At 60.1% G+C, this 19,045-nt stretch carries 16 protein-coding genes and 2 pseudogenes; 6 read left to right on the top strand and 12 right to left on the bottom strand.

Going from position 1 to position 19,045, the window contains the following annotated elements; all coding sequences use genetic code 11:
* The first annotated feature begins 66 nt into the window (after positions 1-66).
* From norV to AC007G_RS07480, 4 genes and pseudogenes are all read left to right on the top strand, one after another.
* Complete coding sequence (gene norV / locus AC007G_RS07495; RefSeq protein ID WP_032691000.1) at positions 67-1,515, top strand: anaerobic nitric oxide reductase flavorubredoxin; 1,449 nt, start codon at positions 67-69, stop codon at positions 1,513-1,515.
* On the top strand, positions 1,512-2,645 hold the full coding sequence (norW, locus tag AC007G_RS07490) for an NADH:flavorubredoxin reductase NorW (protein ID WP_032696780.1): 1,134 nt from the start codon (positions 1,512-1,514) through the stop codon (positions 2,643-2,645). The genes norV and norW overlap by 4 nt, the downstream gene beginning before the upstream one ends.
* A gap of 161 nt (positions 2,646-2,806) precedes the next feature.
* Positions 2,807-2,881 (top strand): annotated as a pseudogene (locus tag AC007G_RS07485) (hypothetical protein); the annotation flags it as partial.
* Between the two features lie 161 nt (positions 2,882-3,042).
* Positions 3,043-3,117: pseudogene (locus tag AC007G_RS07480) on the top strand (hypothetical protein); the annotation flags it as partial.
* Between the two features lie 318 nt (positions 3,118-3,435).
* Here AC007G_RS07480 and AC007G_RS07475 read toward each other — a convergent pair.
* The 4 genes from AC007G_RS07475 to AC007G_RS07460 form a co-directional block, all read right to left on the bottom strand.
* Positions 3,436-4,449: a HoxN/HupN/NixA family nickel/cobalt transporter gene (locus AC007G_RS07475; protein ID WP_032690998.1), complete on the bottom strand. Its 1,014-nt coding sequence runs from the start codon at positions 4,447-4,449 to the stop codon at positions 3,436-3,438.
* Positions 4,446-6,680, bottom strand: coding sequence for a carbamoyltransferase HypF (hypF, locus tag AC007G_RS07470; protein ID WP_142629819.1), 2,235 nt, complete (start codon positions 6,678-6,680; stop codon positions 4,446-4,448). The genes AC007G_RS07475 and hypF overlap by 4 nt, the downstream gene beginning before the upstream one ends.
* 9 nt (positions 6,681-6,689) lie before the next feature.
* Complete coding sequence (hydN, locus tag AC007G_RS07465) at positions 6,690-7,217, bottom strand: electron transport protein HydN (protein WP_032690996.1); 528 nt, start codon at positions 7,215-7,217, stop codon at positions 6,690-6,692.
* Between the two features lie 147 nt (positions 7,218-7,364).
* The gene (locus tag AC007G_RS07460; protein WP_047663408.1) at positions 7,365-8,378 is read right to left on the bottom strand and encodes a LacI family DNA-binding transcriptional regulator; all 1,014 of its coding nucleotides are present in this window, start codon (positions 8,376-8,378) and stop codon (positions 7,365-7,367) included.
* Positions 8,379-8,644: 266 nt separating this feature from the next.
* Between AC007G_RS07460 and ascF the strand changes: the two genes are divergently transcribed.
* Both ascF and AC007G_RS07450 read left to right on the top strand, forming a co-directional pair.
* On the top strand, positions 8,645-10,087 hold the full coding sequence (ascF, locus tag AC007G_RS07455) for a PTS cellobiose/arbutin/salicin transporter subunit IIBC (protein WP_479466577.1): 1,443 nt from the start codon (positions 8,645-8,647) through the stop codon (positions 10,085-10,087).
* A 29-nt stretch (positions 10,088-10,116) separates the two neighbouring features.
* The gene (locus AC007G_RS07450) at positions 10,117-11,541 is read left to right on the top strand and encodes a 6-phospho-beta-glucosidase (protein ID WP_133960081.1); all 1,425 of its coding nucleotides are present in this window, start codon (positions 10,117-10,119) and stop codon (positions 11,539-11,541) included.
* A gap of 171 nt (positions 11,542-11,712) precedes the next feature.
* Here AC007G_RS07450 and hycI read toward each other — a convergent pair whose 3' ends face one another.
* From hycI to AC007G_RS07410, 8 genes are read right to left on the bottom strand one after another with little or no spacing between them, the layout of a single operon-like run.
* Entirely contained in the window at positions 11,713-12,168 is a 456-nt protein-coding gene (gene hycI, locus AC007G_RS07445) for a hydrogenase maturation peptidase HycI (protein WP_132467371.1), read from the bottom strand.
* Positions 12,161-12,571, bottom strand: a complete 411-nt coding sequence (locus tag AC007G_RS07440) for a formate hydrogenlyase maturation HycH family protein (RefSeq protein ID WP_032690991.1) — start codon at positions 12,569-12,571, stop codon at positions 12,161-12,163. Before AC007G_RS07440 ends, hycI begins: the two co-directional genes overlap by 8 nt.
* Entirely contained in the window at positions 12,568-13,335 is a 768-nt protein-coding gene (locus tag AC007G_RS07435) for an NADH-quinone oxidoreductase subunit B family protein (RefSeq protein ID WP_032690990.1), read from the bottom strand. The genes AC007G_RS07440 and AC007G_RS07435 overlap by 4 nt, the downstream gene beginning before the upstream one ends.
* Positions 13,335-13,877, bottom strand: coding sequence for a formate hydrogenlyase complex iron-sulfur subunit (locus AC007G_RS07430; protein WP_004866880.1), 543 nt, complete (start codon positions 13,875-13,877; stop codon positions 13,335-13,337). Before AC007G_RS07430 ends, AC007G_RS07435 begins: the two co-directional genes overlap by 1 nt.
* Before the next feature lie 9 nt (positions 13,878-13,886).
* Positions 13,887-15,596, bottom strand: coding sequence for a formate hydrogenlyase subunit HycE (gene hycE / locus AC007G_RS07425; RefSeq protein ID WP_032690989.1), 1,710 nt, complete (start codon positions 15,594-15,596; stop codon positions 13,887-13,889).
* Positions 15,597-15,612: 16 nt separating this feature from the next.
* Positions 15,613-16,536, bottom strand: coding sequence for a respiratory chain complex I subunit 1 family protein (locus AC007G_RS07420; RefSeq protein ID WP_032696776.1), 924 nt, complete (start codon positions 16,534-16,536; stop codon positions 15,613-15,615).
* A gap of 2 nt (positions 16,537-16,538) precedes the next feature.
* Positions 16,539-18,365: a formate hydrogenlyase subunit 3 gene (gene hycC, locus AC007G_RS07415; protein WP_046853525.1), complete on the bottom strand. Its 1,827-nt coding sequence runs from the start codon at positions 18,363-18,365 to the stop codon at positions 16,539-16,541.
* Positions 18,362-18,970 (bottom strand): 4Fe-4S dicluster domain-containing protein, encoded by a 609-nt coding sequence (locus AC007G_RS07410; RefSeq protein WP_004866887.1) that lies wholly within the window; start codon positions 18,968-18,970, stop codon positions 18,362-18,364. Before AC007G_RS07410 ends, hycC begins: the two co-directional genes overlap by 4 nt.
* Between the last annotated feature and the right edge of the window lie 75 nt (positions 18,971-19,045).

Genomic DNA, 19,045 nt, shown 5'->3' with positions numbered 1-19,045 from the left:
AGTTGGCACGTAACTTGATATAAGCAACTCATCTTATTTGAACACGCTGAATTAATTGAGGTTGCTATGTCTATTCTGGTTAAAAATAATATTCATTGGGTTGGCCAACGTGACTGGGAAGTGCGTGATTTTCACGGCACCGAATACAAAACGCTGCGCGGCAGCAGCTATAACAGCTATCTCATCCGTGAAGAGAAAAATGTGCTGATTGATACCGTCGATCATAAATTCAGCCGCGAGTTCGTGCAGAACCTGCGTAGCGAGATCGATCTTGCCGATATTGACTACATCGTGATTAACCACGCGGAAGAAGACCATGCCGGTGCGCTAACCGAGCTGATGAACAGTATCCCGGATACTCCGATTTACTGCACCGCCAACGCCATTGACTCCATAACCGGCCATCACCATCACCCGGAGTGGAACTTTAACGTGGTGAAAACCGGCGACAGCCTCGACATCGGCAATGGCAAGCAGCTGATCTTCGTCGAAACGCCAATGTTGCACTGGCCGGACAGCATGATGACCTACATGACCGGCGACGCGGTACTGTTCAGCAACGACGCCTTCGGCCAACACTACTGCGACGAGCACCTGTTTAATGACGAAGTCGATCAGACCGAGCTGTTCGAACAGTGCCAGCGCTACTACGCCAATATCCTGACGCCGTTCAGCCGCCTGGTGACGCCAAAAATCACCGAAATCCTCGGCTTCAACCTGCCGGTCGACATGATAGCCACCTCCCACGGCGTGGTCTGGCGCGACAATCCGACGCAAATCGTCGAGCTGTACCTGAAATGGGCGGCGGATTATCAGGAAGATCGCATCACTCTCTTCTACGACACCATGTCCAACAACACCCGCATGATGGCCGATGCCATCGCCCAGGGAATTACCGACGTGGACCCGCGCGTAGCGGTAAAAATCTTTAACGTCGCCCGCAGCGACAAAAACGAAATTCTGACCAACGTCTTCCGCTCAAAAGGAGTGTTAGTGGGCACCTCGACCATGAATAACGTGATGATGCCGAAAATCGCCGGCCTGGTGGAGGAGATGACCGGCCTGCGTTTTCGCAATAAGCGCGCCAGCGCCTTCGGCTCTCACGGCTGGAGCGGCGGTGCGGTCGATCGCCTGTCCACCCGTTTACAGGATGCCGGTTTTGAAATGTCGCTGAGCCTGAAGGCGAAATGGCGCCCGGACCTCGACGCGCTGGAACTGTGCCGCGAACATGGCCGTGAAATTGCCCGCCAGTGGGCGCTCTCGCCGCTGCCGGTCGCCGCAGCACAGAGCGCGCCGGAACAGGAAAACTGCGCTTGTGCCGCCGCTGCGGCAGCCGATCTCGGCCCGTCGATGCAGTGCAGCGTCTGCCAGTGGGTTTACGATCCGGCGACAGGCGAGCCGAACCAGGATGTCCAGCCGGGGACGCCGTGGAGCGAGGTCCCGGATAACTTCCTGTGCCCGGAATGCTCTCTCGGTAAAGAGGTATTTGATGTCCTGGCAACGGAGGCAAAATGAGTGATGGTATCGTGATCATCGGCTCGGGCTTCGCGGCCCGTCAACTGGTGAAAAATATTCGTAAGCAGGATACGCACATTCCGCTGACGCTGATCGCTGCCGACAGCATGGATGAGTATAACAAACCGGATCTCAGCCACGTCATCAGCCGCGGTCAGAATGCCGAGGATCTGACCCTGCAAACCGCCGGGGAGTTTGCCGAACAGTATAACCTGCGCCTGTTCCCCCACGTCCGGGTGAGCAATATCGACGCCGAGGCCAAAGTGGTCAAAAGCCAGGATCGCGAGTGGCGCTACGACAAGCTGGTGCTGGCGACCGGCGCCGCGCCGTTTATTCCGCCGGTACCCGGACATGAGCTGATGCTGACCCTCAACAGCCAACGCGACTACGGCGCCGCGCAGAGTCAGCTCCACGATGCGCAACGCGTGCTGATCGTCGGCGGCGGTCTGATTGGCTGCGAGCTGGCGATGGACTTCTGCCGCGCCGGGAAGGCGGTGACGGTAGTCGATAACTCCGCCAGCGTGCTCTCAGCGTTGATGCCGCCGGAGGTCAGCAGCCGCCTGCAGCATCGGTTAACCGATATAGGCGTGCACCTGATGCTGAAAACCCAGCTTGCAGGGCTGGAGCAAACCGCCGACGGCATTCGCGTCAGCCTCGACCGCCAGCGCAGCGTCACCGTCGATGCGGTGGTCGCCGCCGCCGGTCTACGCCCGGAAACGGCTCTGGCGCGCCATGCCGGGTTGCTGATTCGTCGTGGCGTGGTGGTGAACAGCCGGCTGCAAACCAGCGATCCGGCAATTTACGCCCTCGGCGACTGCGCGGAAATCAATGGCAGCGTCCTGCCATTTCTGCAGCCGATTTTACTGAGCGCGATGTGCCTCGCTAAAAACCTGCTGTCACAGGCGAGCGAACTGACGCTGCCGCCGATGCTGGTGAAGGTGAAAACCCCGGATCTGCCGCTGCATCTGGCCGGAGATACGCGGCGCGAAGACCTAACGTGGAATATCGTTGCCGCCAACGACGGCCTGGTGGCTAAAGGCGTGGATGCGGAGAACCAGCTGCGTGCTTTTGTGGTCAGCGAGGAGCGAATGAAGGAGGCCTTTGCATTACTCAAACAATTGGTACGTTAAGCTGCCCGAGCGGGCGTTATTCCCGGGTGGCGGCGTAAACGCCTTACCCGGGCTACAGAGTCTGCGCCGGTATTTCTCCGGGCGCCGCGACGCTTACCCGGCCTGCCGTTCGGCATTTGTCCCGTAGGCCCGCGCAAGCGCAGCGCCGCCGGGCAACATGCCAGCTGCGTGCTTTTGTGGTCAGCGAGGAGCGAATGAAGGAGGCCTTTGCATTGCTCAAACAATTGATACGTTAAGCTGCCCGAACGGGCGTTATTCCCGGGTGGCGGCGTAAACGCCTTACCCGGGCTACAGATTCTACGCCGGTATTTCGCCGGGTGCCGCGACGCTTACCCGGCCTGCCGTTCGGCATTCGTCCCGTAGGCCCGCGCAAGCGCAGCGCCGCCGGGCAACATGCCAGCTGCGTGCTTTTGTGGTCAGCAAGGAGCGAATGAAGGAGGCCTTTGCATTGCTCAAACAATTGGTACGTTAAGCTGCCCGAACGGGCGTTATTCCCGGGTGGCGGCGTAAACGCCTTACCCGGGCTACAGATTCTGCGCCGGTATTTCGCCGGACGCCGCGACGCTTACCCGGGCTACAGATTCTGCGTCGGTATTTTGCCGGGCGGCGCAACGCCTACCCGGGCTACAGATTCTGCGCCGGTATTTTGCCGGGCGCCGCGACGCTTACCCGACCTGCCGTCCGGCATTCGTCCCGTAGGCCCGCGCAAGCGCAGCGCCGCCGGGCAGCATGCCATCCGACCTCAGGTAGCCCAGCTAAGCGCAGCGCGAGCCGGGACGATATCCCCGACCTACTGCGCCAGATTATCGTATCCGCGCCAGCGGTAATTGAGCACCGACAGCACCCAGCAGGCGACAAACAGCCCGATAACCACAAAACCGGCGTCGCCGAGATTATCGTTCAGCGCGCCGACCCAGCGCCATAGCCCGCCGCTGAGCGAAAACTTGTCCATCAGCAGCCCCAGCGCTTCCAGACCACCGATAAATAACGCCACCACCACCGACGTACCGGTAATGGTCATATTGTAATAGAGCTTGCGCTGCGGTTTGCTAAACGCCCAGCCGTAGGCGCCGACCATCAGCACATTATCGAGGGTATCCACCAGCGCCATGCCGCTGGCAAACAGCGCCGGAAAGACCATGATCGACCAGATGGACATGCCGCTTGACGCGCTGGCGGCAGAAATCCCCAGTACGCCGATCTCTGTCGCGGTATCAAAACCGAGGCCGAACAAAAAGCCGACCAGGTACATCTGCCAGCTGCGACTAATCAGGCGGAAGGTTTTACCGAACAGCCAGCTCATCATGCCGCCGCCGGCCGCCACCTCATCGCTCACCTTGCCGCCTCTCTTCCACGCGCGAAAACTGCGCCAGACGCTGCGTAAAATCACCAGGTTGATAAACGCCATCAGCAATAAAAACAGCGCCGAGATCGCTGTGCCAATCACGCTGCCGGTATCGTGAAGCCAGTTCATCTGCTGGCCGAAAGCGGTGGCGGTCGCGGCAATCGCCGCCGAAGCCAGCACCACAATCGACGAGTGGCCAAACGAAAACCAGGCTCCGACGGCAAAAGGCCGCCGCCCCTGTTGCATCATTTTGCGGGTGACGCTGTCGATCGCCGCGATATGGTCGGCATCGACCGCATGGCGCAATCCGTACCCCCAGGCCAGCAGACTCGCCGCCATCAGCGCGCCGCTATCGCCAAACGCCTGCCAGGCCCAACCCCAGGCGAGCAGATTTGCCACAATCAGTCCCAGCACCAGCGCAGCGGCACGCGGCTGCTGGCGTAAAATTGTCACGATCATGATGATATCCTGTGAGCCTGCCGACGGGCCGCGGCCACGACCGCCTGACCAAACGCGATTGCCCCATCTCCGGCAGGTAGCTGCTGCGGAAACAGCAGAGTAAAATCCGCCAGATAAAAGGTCAATCGTGAGACCAGCAGCCGGTTATGCAACACGCCGCCGCTGAATGCCAACGTAGTCATCCCGCGCGACATTGCACAATCGCGCGCCATCTCTGCCACTCCGCGGGCCAGCGCATCGTGAAAAGCCCAGGCTTTTTGTTCACGGCTCGCCCGCCACCCCAGCCACTGCGGCCAGAACGCGGCCAGATCCAGCTCCCCCGCCTGCCACGGCAGGCGAACAGGATGCGCAACGCCATCGCAGGCGGTGGCCAACGCCTCCAGCCGGCAGGCCGCCTCCCCCTCATAGCTCAGGCTATCCGGCGCGCAGCCCAGCGCGCAGGCCACCGCATCGAACAGGCGCCCGCAGGATGACGCCTTCGGCGCATTCATTCCCCGCTCAATAGCCCGCGCCAGCAGCGGCCAGTTGTGCTGGCGCAGCGCCGCGGTTTGCGCATCGTTTTGCCAGTCGTCAACGTAGGCCAGGCAGTGGGCCAGCAAATTACGCCACGGTTGACGAGCCGCCAGATCGCCGCCGGGGAGCGCCACCGCTGGCAGTCCGCCCAGGCGTTCGCACTGCCGGTAATTCACCCGCAGGCACTCGCCGCCCCACAGCGCGCCGTTTTCCCCCATGCCGATACCGTCGAGGACCACGGCAATCACATCGCCGCCATCCAGCGGCCAGCCGTGTTCCGCCAGGCAGGCGGCGGCATGAGCATGGTGATGCAGGACGCGCTCAACCGGCAGCGCCAACGAGGCCGCCCACTGCGTCGAACGGTAGCCCGGATGCGCATCGCTGACCACCAGACTGGGGGTAAAGCCATAAACCGCCTGCATCAGACGCCGCGCCTGATGCCACTGCTGTTCTACGCCTTCATCGCCGAGGTCGCCGAAGTGCTGACTCACTACCGCCTGCTCTCCGCGCGCCAGACAAAAGGTATTTTTCATATCGGCGCCGAGGCACAGCAGCGGCGGCACGTCGTGAAACCCCGGCGGTAACGGCATTGCGTCAGGCACATAGCCCCGCGAACGCCGTAGCATTTCACCACTTTGCCGCATCACCGAGTCGTCCATCCGCTGCACGATATCGCGGTTGTGCAGCAGAAAGCCATCGGCAATCCCGGCCAAATCGCGCAGCGCATCGGCGTTGGCGATCGCCGGCGGCCGCCCGCTCAGGTTGCCGGAGGTCATCACCAGAGGGCGCGCCAACGCCTGCAAAACCAGATGCTGCAACGGATTAGATGGCAGCATCACCCCCACTTCACTCAGCGCTGGCGCAATGTCGTCACACAGGCCATCGACCTGCGATTTCTCTATCAATACGATGGGCGCCGCGGGTGAAGTCAGTAACGCCTGCGCCGCTTCCGCCAGGCCATCCGCCGCCGGCAGCATCACCGCCAGCGGCTTTGCCGGACGATGTTTGCGTGCGCGTAACGCCGCCACCGCGCGCGGATTGCCGGCATCGCACACCAGATGAAAACCGCCCACGCCCTTGATGGCGACAATCTGCCCGGCCTGTAGCTGATGAATCGCCGCCTGCAATGCCGCTTCTCCGACCAGCGACTCGCCTTGCGCGCGCCACTCCAGACGCGGGCCGCAGTCGGCGCAGGCTACCGGCTGAGCATGAAAACGTCGGTCGCCAGGGTGGCGGTACTCGGCCTCGCAGCGCGGACAGAGCGGAAAAGGAGCCATCGAGGTAAAGGGGCGGTCATAGGGCATCGCGCGAATAATGGTGAAACGCGGCCCACAGTGAGTACAGTTAATAAACGGGTAGCGATAGCGGCGCTCCTGCGGATTGTTCATCTCCGCCAGGCACGCCGGGCAGGTGGCCGCATCGGGCACAATCTGGGTACGCATACTTCCGCCGCCGCTTTCGCGGATGGCGAAATCCTGCGGCGGCGTACGCCAGTGAAACGGCCGGGTTTCCACGCTGTCGATACGCGCCAGCGGCGGGCAGCGGCGGGTCAGCGCGGCGAGAAACGCCGCCTCATCGCCCAACAGGCGCACCAGTACGCCGTCACCGTCGTTACATACGTCGCCGCAGCGAGCTGACTGCTGCGCCAGCTGCCAGACAAAGGGGCGGAAGCCCACCCCCTGCACTTTACCGCGAATGCGAATCTGCACCCCGTTCATCGTGCCGCCTTACCAGGCCAGCGCCGTACGACGACGTTTTTCGATATTCATCTGCTCAAGCTTATTGCGGTCCACGCAAATCAGCGCATGCGTCGGGCAGGCCTCTATACAGGCGGGGCCCTCCTCCCGGTGATGGCAAAGATCGCATTTATTGGCTTCCGCTTTTTCCGCCATCACGTTCAGCCCGGCACCGCTATGACGAATCACCGGACGCACCACCACCTCCATCGCGCCGTACGGACAGGCCACCACGCAGGTTTTGCAGCCGATGCAGCGCTCCTGCATCACGTGAATAAAGCCTTTATCCCTGGCGATCGCGCCGTTCGGACAGACGTTGGCGCACGGCGCGTCTTCACATTGGCGGCAGGCGGTCGCCGTCGAGACGTTGACGCCTTTGATCACATGGATACGCGGTAAGAAGGATTTTGGCGTCAGCGCGGCGCAGTCCTGATTTTCCTGATGAGAGACCACGCAGGCCACTTCACAGGTGCGGCAGCCGATGCATTTGCTCGCGTCGGCAATAATGAAACGGTTCATCCATTTCTCCAGCAGTAAGAAGGTTACGCGGCGGAGTATGCATAATACGTTCCAACTTTTATCGCACTGATAATAAAGGAAATGAATCACATATAGGCGGGGAACAGATTCTGTCATCGTCACATCTGACGATGACAGATGACGACGTCAGGCGAACGGTCCCGGGGCAATAGAGTCACGTTCAAGCAGCTCGCCGGGGAAGGTTTGCTGATATTTTAAATCACCGCCGTCGAGCATAAAGATCAGTCGGTTAATGCTCTCCTTGATCATCTCCGTCACCGGTATCTTGACGCTGGAGAGCGCCGGAACCATATACGGCGCCAACACGATATCATCGAAGCCGATGACCGAGACCTGTTGCGGAATCCGCACGCCCTGCTGATGTAGCTGCTTCATCGCGCCAATTGCCATGTCGTCATTGCTCGCCACCAGCGCACTGTAACGGGCATCGCGCTGACGCAGCGTCTCTACGCCAGCAGCGCCGCTTTCCGGGGTCCATTTGCCCTCAACGATCAGGTCATTATGCAGCGAAATCCCGTGTTTCGTCAGCGCATCTTTATAGCCGGAAAGGCGTTCAATCCCGGTAGGCGAATCCAGCGAGCCGGTGATAAACGCGATATCACGATGGCCGTGGGCAATCAGTTTTTCGACCGCCGTAAACGCCGAGGCTTTTTGATCGGACCAGACGCAGTGGCTGGCGTTGCGCCGCAGTCGGCGGTTGAGCACCATAATCGGCTGCGGCTGGTTTTCTACGATTTCATCCATTTCATCAACGCTGAGAAAACGCGGATAGATGATAATGGCATCGCAGCGCAGGTCGAGCAGGTACTGGATCGCCTCGCGCTCTTCTTCCGCGCTGTGCTTGCCGTCGGCCAGAATCAGCTGCCGTCCCTTGTCTTCCGTCATCCGCGCAACGTGAAACAACAACTCGCTAAAATAGACCCCGTGATAAAGGGTGTTGGTTACCACCAGCCCCAGCGTCTGGCTCTTTTTGGTAGCCAGATTACGCGCCAGCAGATTGGGCCGGTAGCCGCTTTCCGCTACGGCCTGAAATACGCGATCTTTCGTTTCCTGGCTGACATAGCCGTTGCCCGACAGTACCCGGGAAACGGTCGCCTTCGATACTCCCGCGCGTTTCGCCACCTCCAGCATCGTTGCCATGTTGTTCTTCCTGTTGCAAAAGATGCCCGCAGTGTACTGCACGCCTCGCCGTTTTACAGCTTTGACTCGCGCGCAGCGCAGATTCTTTTTCATTTCACATAGCGATCAAAATCACAAAACTTAAAAATGATTTTTTTAGATCTTGTTAGAACAAATGAAACTCATCATGATTTTGTGGAACCGGTTTCCTATATATCCCTGATAGCGCACGATCCTCAGGTGCGATAACCAGCCAGTACCCTATTGATTAAACAGGATAAAATCCGATGTCTAAAAATTACGCAGCCCTGGCAAAGCAAATTCTGACGGCAACAGGTGGGGCGGATAACATCACGGCAGTCACCCACTGTATGACCCGTCTGCGTTTTGTGGTCAAAGATGATGCGCGGGTGGACAGCGCCGCGCTGAAAAGCCTGAAAGGCGTTCTTGGCGTGGTGCGCAGCGACAATCAGTGTCAGGTGATCATCGGCAATACGGTATCGCAGGCGTTTCGCGAAGTGGTCAATCTGCTGCCGGACAATATGCGCCCCGCGGAACCTCAGGGAAAACCGCCGCTGACGTTAAAACGTATCGGCGCCGGGATCCTCGATGCGCTGATCGGCACCATGTCACCGCTGATCCCTGCCATCATCGGCGGATCGATGGTCAAACTGCTGGCGATGATCCTCGAGATGAGCGGCGTCCTGCCTAAAGGTTCGCCCACGCTGACCATTTTGACCGTTATCGGCGACGGCGCCTTTTTCTTCCTGCCGCTGATGGTCGCCGCCTCTGCGGCGGTAAAATTCAAAACCAATATGTCGCTGGCGATTGCCATTGCCGGGGTGCTGGTCCATCCGAGCTTTATTGAGCTGATGGCAAAAGCGGCCCAGGGTGAGCACGTCGAGTTCGCCTTTATTCCGGTGACAGCGGTGAAATACACCTATACCGTCATTCCGGCGCTGGTGATGACCTGGTGCCTGTCATATATCGAACGCTGGGTCGATCGCATTACTCCGGCGGTGACGAAAAACTTCCTCAAGCCGATGCTGATCGTGCTGATCGCCGCTCTGCTGGCGATCCTGCTGATAGGGCCGCTCGGGATCTGGATCGGCAGCGCCATCTCCGCGCTGGTGTACACCATTCATAGCTATCTGGGCTGGCTGTCGGTGGCCATTATGGGCGCCCTGTGGCCGCTGCTGGTGATGACCGGGATGCACCGCGTTTTCACCCCGACCATTATTCAGACCATTGCGGAAACCGGTAAAGAAGGGATGGTGATGCCGTCAGAAATCGGCGCCAACCTGTCGCTGGGCGGCTCATCGCTGGCGGTAGCCTGGAAAACTAAAAATCCGGAGCTGCGCCAGACTGCGCTGGCGGCCGCGGCCTCCGCCATTCTGGCCGGTATCTCCGAACCGGCGCTGTACGGTGTCGCGGTGCGGCTCAAACGTCCGCTCATCGCCAGCCTGATCAGCGGCTTCATCTGCGGTGCGGTGGCCGGTATTGCCGGGCTTGCCAGCCACTCGATGGCGGCGCCGGGCCTGTTCACCAGCGTCCAGTTCTTTGACCCGGCTAACCCGATGTCTATCGTCTGGGTCTTCGGCGTGATGGCGCTGGCGGTGGTGCTCTCATTCGTACTGACGCTGCTGCTCGGCTTTGAAGATATCCCGGTAGAAGAGGCCGCAGCCGATGCCAGAGCGCGCCAGACCACGACCCGACCATCACACGTCTGAACACTATTTTTTTGCAAGCGAGGTAACGCATGTCGACTTTTCCACACGGGTTTTTATGGGGCGGCGCGCTGGCCGCAAACCAGTCTGAAGGGGGGTATCTCGAGGGCGGCAAAGGGCTGACCACCGTGGATACGCTGCCCCACGGCGCGAACCGCATGCCGGTTAAGCTCGGGCTGGAGAAGCGTTTTCAGCTGCGTGACGATGAATTTTACCCGAGCCACGAGGCCATCGATTTTTATCATCGCTACAAAGAAGATATCGCCCTGATGGCTGAGATGGGCTTTAGCGTCTTTCGCACCTCAATTGCCTGGAGCCGCCTGTATCCCAACGGCGATGAGCTGGAGCCGAATCAAGAAGGGATCGCCTTTTATCGCTCGCTGTTTGAAGAGTGCAAAAAGTACGGGATTGAGCCGCTGGTAACCCTTTGCCACTTCGATGTGCCGATGCATCTGGTCATTGAATACGGTTCATGGCGCAATCGTAAAATGGTGGAGTTCTTTACCCGCTACGCCCGCACCTGCTTTGAAGCCTTCGACGGGCTGGTGAAATACTGGCTCACCTTCAACGAAATCAACATCATGCTCCATAGTCCCTACTCCGGCGCCGGATTGGTGTTTGAAGAGGGAGAGAACCAGGAGCAGGTGAAGTACCAGGCGGCTCACCACGAGCTGGTGGCCAGCGCGCTGGCCACCCAAATCGCCCACGAGGTTAACCCGCACAACCAGGTCGGCTGTATGCTGGCGGGCGGCAATTTTTATCCCTGGTCCTGTAAGCCGGAAGATGTGTGGATGGCGCTGGAAAAGGACCGGGAGAACCTGTTCTTTATCGATGTTCAGGCGCGCGGCGCCTACCCGGTATGGGCAGCGCGGGTATTCCGTGAAAAAGGGGTCGTGATCGCCAAAGAGCCGGGCGATGACGAGATTCTCAAGCATACCGTGGATTTTGTCTCTTTCAGCTATTACGCCTCGCGCTGTGCCTCAGCAGAGATGAATGCGCATAACACCAACGCTGCCAATATCGTTAAATCACTGAAGAACCCGCATATTCAGGCCAGTGAATGGGGCTGGGGCATTGACCCGCTCGGCCTGCGCATCACTATGAATATGATGTATGACCGCTATCAGAAGCCGCTGTTCCTGGTGGAAAACGGCCTCGGCGCCCGCGACGAGATTGATGGCAACGGCGAGATTCACGATGACTATCGCATCAGCTATTTGCGCGAGCATATCAAAGCGATGCGCGATGCTATCGAGGACGGGATCCCGGTAATGGGCTACACCAGCTGGGGCTGTATCGATCTGGTTTCTGCCTCAACCGGCGAGATGAGCAAGCGCTACGGCTTTGTCTATGTCGATCGCGATGATGCCGGCAACGGTACGCTTGAGCGCAAGCGTAAAAAATCGTTCTGGTGGTACAAGAAGGTGATTGCCAGCAACGGTGAAGACCTCGAGTAGCGCGTATTGCCGGGCGGCGCTGCGCTTGCTCCGGCCTACAAGACCGTAGGCCCGGTAAGCCAGGAGCCCGGCAGGTGCGCGGCGCCGCCTGCGGGAACTCGCCGGGGCCGCTGCGCTTGCAGCGGCCTACAAGACCGTAGGCCCGGTAAGCGCAGCGCCACCGGGCATGGCTCAGAGCGCGGAAAATCCGCCGTCGCCAGCCCACCCATCCAGCCGCGCATACACCGTCGCTACCGCATCCTTAATGGGCTGGGTCATCGGGTAATAAAAACCGACGATATCCGGCTGAATCCCAAGAAAAATCACCTCCCCCACGTCCTCTTGCAACTGATCAATCAGATAGTTAAGCGGCATATTGTGGGTGGTCATCATAAACATTTCGGCAATATCGTCCGGGTCAACGAGGCGGATTTCTCCGGGGTTGAGTCCCATATCGGTGGCATCGACGATCAGCAGGCGCTCGGGACGCAGTTCGCGAATGGCGACGATGTCGTTTTCCGGGGCGCTGCCGCCATCAATCACCACCCATTCACCGACCGGGTTGGCGGTGCACATCTCCGCCAACAGCGGGCCTGCGCCATCATCGCCCATCATGCTGTTGCCAACACAAAGTAAAACGTCAGTCACGGAGTCTCCTCACCATCAGATAGATGGCGCTTTCCTGGTGAATATCGTGCAGCATGCTGAGCATCGTTTTGCTCCACGCCTGCTGCTCGGGGGTCTGCCGGGCCTGCGCTTTATCGAAGGCGTTGGCGAGCATCGTGACATGATTGCTGTCGATCACTATCTCGCCGTACTTCGGCACGCCTTCCATTTTACGCCGCGCGGTGCTGCCCTCTTCGAGAGTGGCAATCCACGCCAGATATGCCTGCCACGGGCAGCTTAGCGCCGCCTCCAGACAGTCGATGACGCCGAGGTGGTGGCCAATCGCCAGGCTGTAATAGACCACCTGCTGCGCCTGATCGGGCGTCGCGTCGTTCTCATCAATAAATTTACGGCTCAGCTGACTGAACACCACCGTCTCGCTCATCGGATACGCGCCCCCTCGACCACCTGGTTCAGATGGGTGACTATCTCGGTCAGACGCGGATCTTTTTCCGCCTCCAGCCAGCGCACCACCTGACTATCGCCCTGCGCCAGCAGGCGCATATAGTCATCGGCAATCTGGCGGCCATAGCGATAGCCCGCCAGGCGACGCGCTTCGCGGTCGATACGCACGCGCAGCGGCTGCACCATGCCGGGGTGGAGAATTTCCGCCGCTTTGTCATCCTGCTCGCCCGGTAGACGGGCATGAATTTTCTGTTCCAGCAGACCCAGCGCCATCGCAAAGCCGTATAGCGTGGCGGCAGGAGTCGGCGGACAGCCCGGAATATAGACATCCACCGGAACAATTTTGTCGGTTCCGCCCCACACGCAGTAAAGGTCGTGGAAAATACCGCCGCTGTTGCCGCAGGCGCCGTAGGAGATGCAGATTTTCGGATCCGGCGCCGACTGCCAGGCACGCAGCGCCGGCGAACGCATGGCGCGAGTCACCGCGCCGGTAAACAGCAGAATATCGGCATGGCGCGGTGACGGCACCACTTTGATCCCGAAGCGTTCGGCATCAAACAGCGGTGACAGGGTGGCGAAAATCTCGATTTCGCAGCCGTTGCAGCCGCCGCAGTCCACGCGATAGACGTAGGCGGAACGCTTAATTTTCTTCAGCAGCGATGCCTTCATGCTGGCGATGGACTCCTCCACCGTCATCGGCAGCGGAATGCCGTTTTCATCGCGCGGGCCTAGTAAGTTGCTCATCAGCTGGCCTCTCTCATATGGCGAGTCAGTTCAATACGGTCGGACGGCACCAGGCACTTCTGGCGTTTACACTCCGGGCAGGTCTCGAAGCTTTCGCGATGGAGCTCGGCGCGGGTATCGCCGTTGTGCCCGAGCAGCGCAATGGCGTAGTCGATCTCTTTTTGTACGGCGAACGGGCGTTCGCACACCCGGCAATGGCAGATGGCAAAGCGCGACTGCTGGAGGAAATCCTCTTTCTTCCACACCGCCAGTTCATACTCCTGCGATAGCTTGATGGCCGCCGTCGGACACACCTCTTCGCAGCGGCCGCAGAAGATGCAGCGCCCGAGGTTGAACTGCCAGGCAAGCTCGCGCGTCACCAGGTCCGTTTCCACCGTCAGCGCGTTCGACGGGCAGGCGTTCACGCAGGCCGCGCAGCCGATACACTGCTGCGGCGTATGTTCCGGTTTGCCGCGAAAGTTTTTATCTACCGGCATCGGCTCCAGCGGATAAGCGTGCGTCGCGTTGCCGGTTTTGATCACTTTTTTGATAAAGGTAAACATGGCGATTCCTTATTTCAGCGGCGAGTTTTTACGCTCGATGCTGTAGCGCTCCAGCTCTTTGTACGGCACCACTTTGCTTTTTTTCTTCCGCACATCGACCACGGTCATGCGGTCGGTACAGGAGTAGCAAGGATCGAGGCTACCGATAATCAGCGGAGCGTCGGAGACGGTGTTGCCGCGCAGCATATAGCGCAGGGTCGGCCAGTTGGCGTAGGTGGCCGCCCGGCAGCGCCAGCGGTACAGTTTCTGATTGTCGCCGGTCATGCTCCAGTGGATATCATCCCCGCGCGGCGCTTCCGAGAAGCCCAGCGCAAAACGGTGCGGGATATAGGTAAAGCCTTCCACCGCCAGCGGGCCGCCCGGCAGATTATCGAGGCCGAAGTCGATCATATTCAGCGCAGTGTAGACTTCGTTGATACGTACCTTCAGACGCGAAATCACGTCGCAGCCCTGTTCGCTGTGCACTTCCATCGGCAGCAGGCCGTAACCGACAAACGGGTGGTCGGCGCGGGTGTCGCGGGCGTGGCCGCTGGCGCGCACCATCGGGCCGACGTTGCTGAAATCACGGGCGATTTGCGGGTCGAGGCGGCCAATCCCCACGGTACGCTGCTCCATATTCGGCGTGCTGAGCAGCATATCGACCAGCTCCTGCACGTCGCGGCGCATCTGCTGCGCCAGCGCTCTTGTCTGGATCATGTCCTCTTTCAGCAGGTCGCGACGGATGCCACCAATCAGGTTCATCCCGTAGGTTTTACGCGCCCCGGTGAGAATCTCCGCCATCTTCATTGACGTCTCACGCACGCGGAAGAACTGCATAAACCCGGAGTCAAAACCGGTGAAGTGGCAGGCGAGGCCGAGGTTCAGCAGGTGCGAGTGCAGGCGTTCCACTTCCAACAGGATGGCGCGGATCATCTGCGCACGTTCCGGGACGACGATCCCCATCGCATTCTCGACGGAGGTGGTATAGGCCGTACTGTGGGCAAAGCCGCAGATACCGCACACCCTGTCCGACAGGAAGGTCACTTCGTTATAACCCATGCGGGTTTCCGCCAGCTTTTCCATGCCCCGATGGACATAGAACAGGCGGTAATCGGCGTCGATAATATTCTCGCCGTCGACAAACAGGCGGAAATGGCCGGGTTCATCGGAGGTGACGTGCAGCGGGCCAATCGGCACCACGTTATTTTTCTTACTACCCAGCTCGTTGATGAACTCGTAGGTTTCCGCATCGGTGGTCGGCGCCGGACGCTGACGATAATCCATGCTGTCTTTACGCAGCGGATAAAGTTCATCAGGCCAGTCGTCCGGCAGCACCAGCCGGCGCTCATCCGGCAGTCCCACCGGTATCAGACCGTACATATCGCGCACTTCGCGCTCGCCCCAGACGGCGGCAGGCACCCGCGGCGTCACCGACGGATATTCCGGCTTGTCGGCATCCACTTCGACGCGCACGGTGATCCAGCACCGGGTCCCCTGCTCCATCGACAGCACGTAATACACGGCATAGTGGCCGTTAAGCTTACGTTCGTCGTTACCGAACAGCACCGACAGCCAGCCGCCCTGCTGGTAGTAGAGAAACTCCACGACTTCCGGGAGATAGTTGACCTTCACCGTCACGGTGAGCTGATCTTTGGTCTGCCAGGCTTCGTCGAGCACCACGCCCGGGAAGGCCTGATGCAGCGCGGCGAGATAGTGTTGACCGATTTTTTCTTCAGACATGCTCAAACTCTCTTAATCACGCCGCCAGCAAGGAGACGAAAGCTAAAAACGCAAAGCCAAAACCGGCCCAGGTAACGCGGGAAGTGGCACAAAAACGCAGACGCGCCATGCTGTTTTCAAACAGCGCGATAACCAGCACGCCTGCCACCAGCTTGACGATGGCAGCGACCAGCGCCAGCAGCAGGCCGCCGAGGCTAAAACTGGTCATCGCTCCCCACGGAATAAAGACGCCGACAAACATCTGCAGCACGACCAGCTGTTTGAGGCTGATGCCCCATTTCAGTACCGCAAAGCCGCTGCCGCTGTATTCGGTCAGCGGCCCTTCCTGCAGCTCCTGCTCCGCTTCCGCCAGGTCGAACGGCAGCTTGCCCATTTCGATAAAGGTGGCGAACGCGCAGGCGCACAGCGCCAGGACCAGCGGTACCGAGTGGGCTGCGGGCCAGTGATAAATGGTGGCGGCGATCTGGCTGATGTGCGTGGAGCCGGCAACCTGCGCCGCAACCCATAGGCCCAGCAGCAGAATCGGCTCCACCAGCACGCCGAGCATCGCTTCGCGGCTGGCGCCGATCGCGGTAAACGGGCTACCGGTATCCAGACCGGCAATCGCAAAGAAGAAACGGGCAATCGCGAACAGGTAGATCAGCGTAATCAGATCGCCCAGTCCCGCCAGCGGCGACGAGACGGTCACCACCGGCAGCGCGCTGGCAATGGTCAACATCACGCCGACCATCACGAAGGGGGTCAGGCGAAAGACCCAGCCGGAAACATCCGGCCCGACGCTCTGGCGGCCCAGCAGCTTGAAGATATCCCGGTACTCCTGCAGCACGCCCGGACCGCGGCGATTATGCAAGCGAGCGCGGGCTACGCGGGTGATGCCGGACAGCAGGGGCGCGGCGGCAAACAGCAGCAGCGCCTGTAATAGTGCAATTAAAACGCTCATTCTCAGGCTCCTCGCGAAATGACAATGACCACCAGCGCCGCCAGCTCGACTAACGCCACGCCGCGGAACAGCGCGGGCGCCGAGGCGGACTGCCAGCCGGGAACCAGACGTACCGGATTCAGCCAGTGACGCAATTTCAGCAGCGGCGCGAAGGCCTCTTTAACCGGCATGGCAAAACCATGAGCGGTGATGACCATCGATTTTTCATGGTCGTAGCCGCAGACCCATGCCGCACCGCGGGAGCGCGCAGGCAGACGGTCGCCTTTAAAGAAGATCATCAGCAGGAACGGCAGCAGCGGACAGGCCAGCAGCAGAATGGCGATCAGCGGCTGCGACACCACGCTTGAGACCTGCGCCTGAACCGGTAGTACCCCGCCGACCAGCGTCAACAGCCACGGCGCGGCGACCCCGCCCGCCACGCAGCAGAGCGCGGCGAGTACCACGCTGACCGTCATCAGCAGCGGGGCGCGGGTGGCGTTCTCCGCTTCCGGAGTCCGCGGTGCGCCGAGGAAGGTCACGCCGTACACTTTCGCCATACACATCACCGCCAGCGCGCCGGTAATCGCCAGGCCAACGGCAAGCAGCGGCCCAAGCAGACGGCCGATAAAGGCGTCGCTGGTGCTCAGTTTGAAGAAGGACTGGTAGATAACCCACTCGCCGGCAAAGCCGTTCAGCGGCGGCAGCGCAGCCATCGCCATCAGGCCGACCAACATAGAGAGCGAAATCAGCGGCATTCTTTTGCCCATCCCGCCCAGTTTTTCGATATCGCGGTGGCCGGTACGGAACCACACGGCGCCGGCGCCAAGGAACAGCGTCGTTTTGAACACACTGTGGTTGATCAGGTGGTACATGCCGCCGATGAAACCCAGCACCATCAGGCTACTGCTGTTGAGCGCCAGACCGGTGACGAAGGCGCCAAGCCCCAGCAAAATAATGCCGATATTTTCGAGGGTGTGATAAGCCAGCAGACGCTGAATATTGTGCTCCATCAGGGCATACAGTCCGCCGATAAACGCGGTTATCATCCCCACGACCAGCAGCAACACGCCCCACCACAGCGGCGGCGCGCTCCCGGCAAGCGAGACCGTTAAGATGCCAAACAGACCGACTTTCATCACCACTGTGGAGAACAGCGCGGCGGCCGGCGCGCTGGCCCCGGCGTGCGCCTGCGGCGCCCAGCCGTGCAGCGGGATAACGCCCGCCAGCAGCGCGAAACCGACGAGCGCCGGCAGCCACAGCAGCATATTTTGCGGGGCATGGGCGGCGAGCAGGCTAATCTGCCCCAGGTCGAGGGTGCCGTAGAACGACCACACCAGCCAGCAGCTCCACGCCATCAGCAGCGTTCCCAGACGTCCCAACGCAAACCACAGCTTTGCGGATTGCGCGCAGCCGGTCAGAAATGCCCCGCACAGGGCCATCATCTCCGCCATCACCACCAGCGTGCCGAAGTTGGTTGCCACCACGGCACAAGTTGCCGAAGCCAGCAGCAGATTGACCAACAGACCGTTGGCTTTCACCTGCGAATGACGGTGCCAGACGATATTAAACAGGGCGATGGGCAGTGCGCTGAGGCCAATGGCGAGCAGCCATAGCGCATTGATGCCGTTCACCCGAACCGGTAAAGAGAGCATCTGCAGCATGCCGTCGCTCACCTGCTCAGGGGTTATCAGCGTCGCGAGGGCGGCGACGATCAGCATCGCGCTGGCCACCGCGCCGCCGATCCCGGCAATCGCACCGCTTAACGGTTTTCTCAGGGTAAAGATAAATGCCAGCACGCCGCTGGCGGCATACCACAGCACCGCCTGATTCACTAAAGAGATCACGCTCATTTCACGCCCTCCTGTTGCGACTGAAACAGCGACAAATCGCCGAGGTCGGTATTAAAGGTCAGCTCACGCTTGCGCTTGCTGGCCTGGGCGATATCGCGGATATCCACCAGCAGCAGCGCTTTCGTCGGACAGGTACGCACGCAGGCGGGTCCCTGCTCATCGAAATGGCACAGGTCGCATTTCACGGCGATAGCGCGCACGCCGGGCACCCAGTCGAGCAGCGAACTGACGCGGGCTGGCGCCGGCGGCGCAGCGGGCGCCATAGGGGTATTGGCGTTGGCCGGAATATCCAGCGGACGACTGCCGGAAAATTCAATCGCCCCGAACGGGCAGGCAATGGCGCACAGCTTGCAGCTTACGCACAGGCTTTCATTCAGCTGAACCGCGCCATCGACGCGATTGATAGCATTAACCGGACACACCGCGGCGCAGGGGGCGTCTTCGCAGTGGTGGCACATTTGCGGCGCCGATTCTTTTTCATTACGCATGACCTGTAGTCGCGGCATGGCCTGCAGGCCGTACTGGCGATGCGTCTCTGAGCAGGCGGCTTCGCAGGTGCGGCAGCCGATACAGACGGTGGAGTCAGCAATTACAAAACGGTTCACCGGGCAATCCTCGGGTGAAAGTCATTTTTGACGAAATCAGGGAGTTCAGATGTCATTTTCGACACGTGTCGACAC

The sequence above is a fragment of the Klebsiella sp. CSG-1 genome (genome assembly GCF_056521145.1).
Note: the sequence above shows the minus strand (reverse complement) of the source record. Positions and strands in the feature narration are given on the sequence as shown.

Coding starts and splice junctions, on each gene's coding strand:
- AC007G_RS07435 (WP_032690990.1), bottom strand. CDS start 13,335: ATGAGCAACTTACTAGGCCCGCGCGATGAAAACGGCATTCCGCTGCCG.
- AC007G_RS07460 (WP_047663408.1), bottom strand. CDS start 8,378: ATGGCAACGATGCTGGAGGTGGCGAAACGCGCGGGAGTATCGAAGGCG.
- norV (WP_032691000.1), top strand. CDS start 67: ATGTCTATTCTGGTTAAAAATAATATTCATTGGGTTGGCCAACGTGAC.
- AC007G_RS07450 (WP_133960081.1), top strand. CDS start 10,117: ATGTCGACTTTTCCACACGGGTTTTTATGGGGCGGCGCGCTGGCCGCA.
- ascF (WP_479466577.1), top strand. CDS start 8,645: ATGTCTAAAAATTACGCAGCCCTGGCAAAGCAAATTCTGACGGCAACA.
- hydN (WP_032690996.1), bottom strand. CDS start 7,217: ATGAACCGTTTCATTATTGCCGACGCGAGCAAATGCATCGGCTGCCGC.
- hycC (WP_046853525.1), bottom strand. CDS start 18,365: ATGAGCGTGATCTCTTTAGTGAATCAGGCGGTGCTGTGGTATGCCGCC.
- AC007G_RS07440 (WP_032690991.1), bottom strand. CDS start 12,571: ATGAGCGAGACGGTGGTGTTCAGTCAGCTGAGCCGTAAATTTATTGAT.
- AC007G_RS07430 (WP_004866880.1), bottom strand. CDS start 13,877: ATGTTTACCTTTATCAAAAAAGTGATCAAAACCGGCAACGCGACGCAC.
- AC007G_RS07475 (WP_032690998.1), bottom strand. CDS start 4,449: ATGATCGTGACAATTTTACGCCAGCAGCCGCGTGCCGCTGCGCTGGTG.
- hypF (WP_142629819.1), bottom strand. CDS start 6,680: ATGAACGGGGTGCAGATTCGCATTCGCGGTAAAGTGCAGGGGGTGGGC.
- AC007G_RS07420 (WP_032696776.1), bottom strand. CDS start 16,536: ATGAGCGTTTTAATTGCACTATTACAGGCGCTGCTGCTGTTTGCCGCC.
- hycE (WP_032690989.1), bottom strand. CDS start 15,596: ATGTCTGAAGAAAAAATCGGTCAACACTATCTCGCCGCGCTGCATCAG.
- norW (WP_032696780.1), top strand. CDS start 1,512: ATGAGTGATGGTATCGTGATCATCGGCTCGGGCTTCGCGGCCCGTCAA.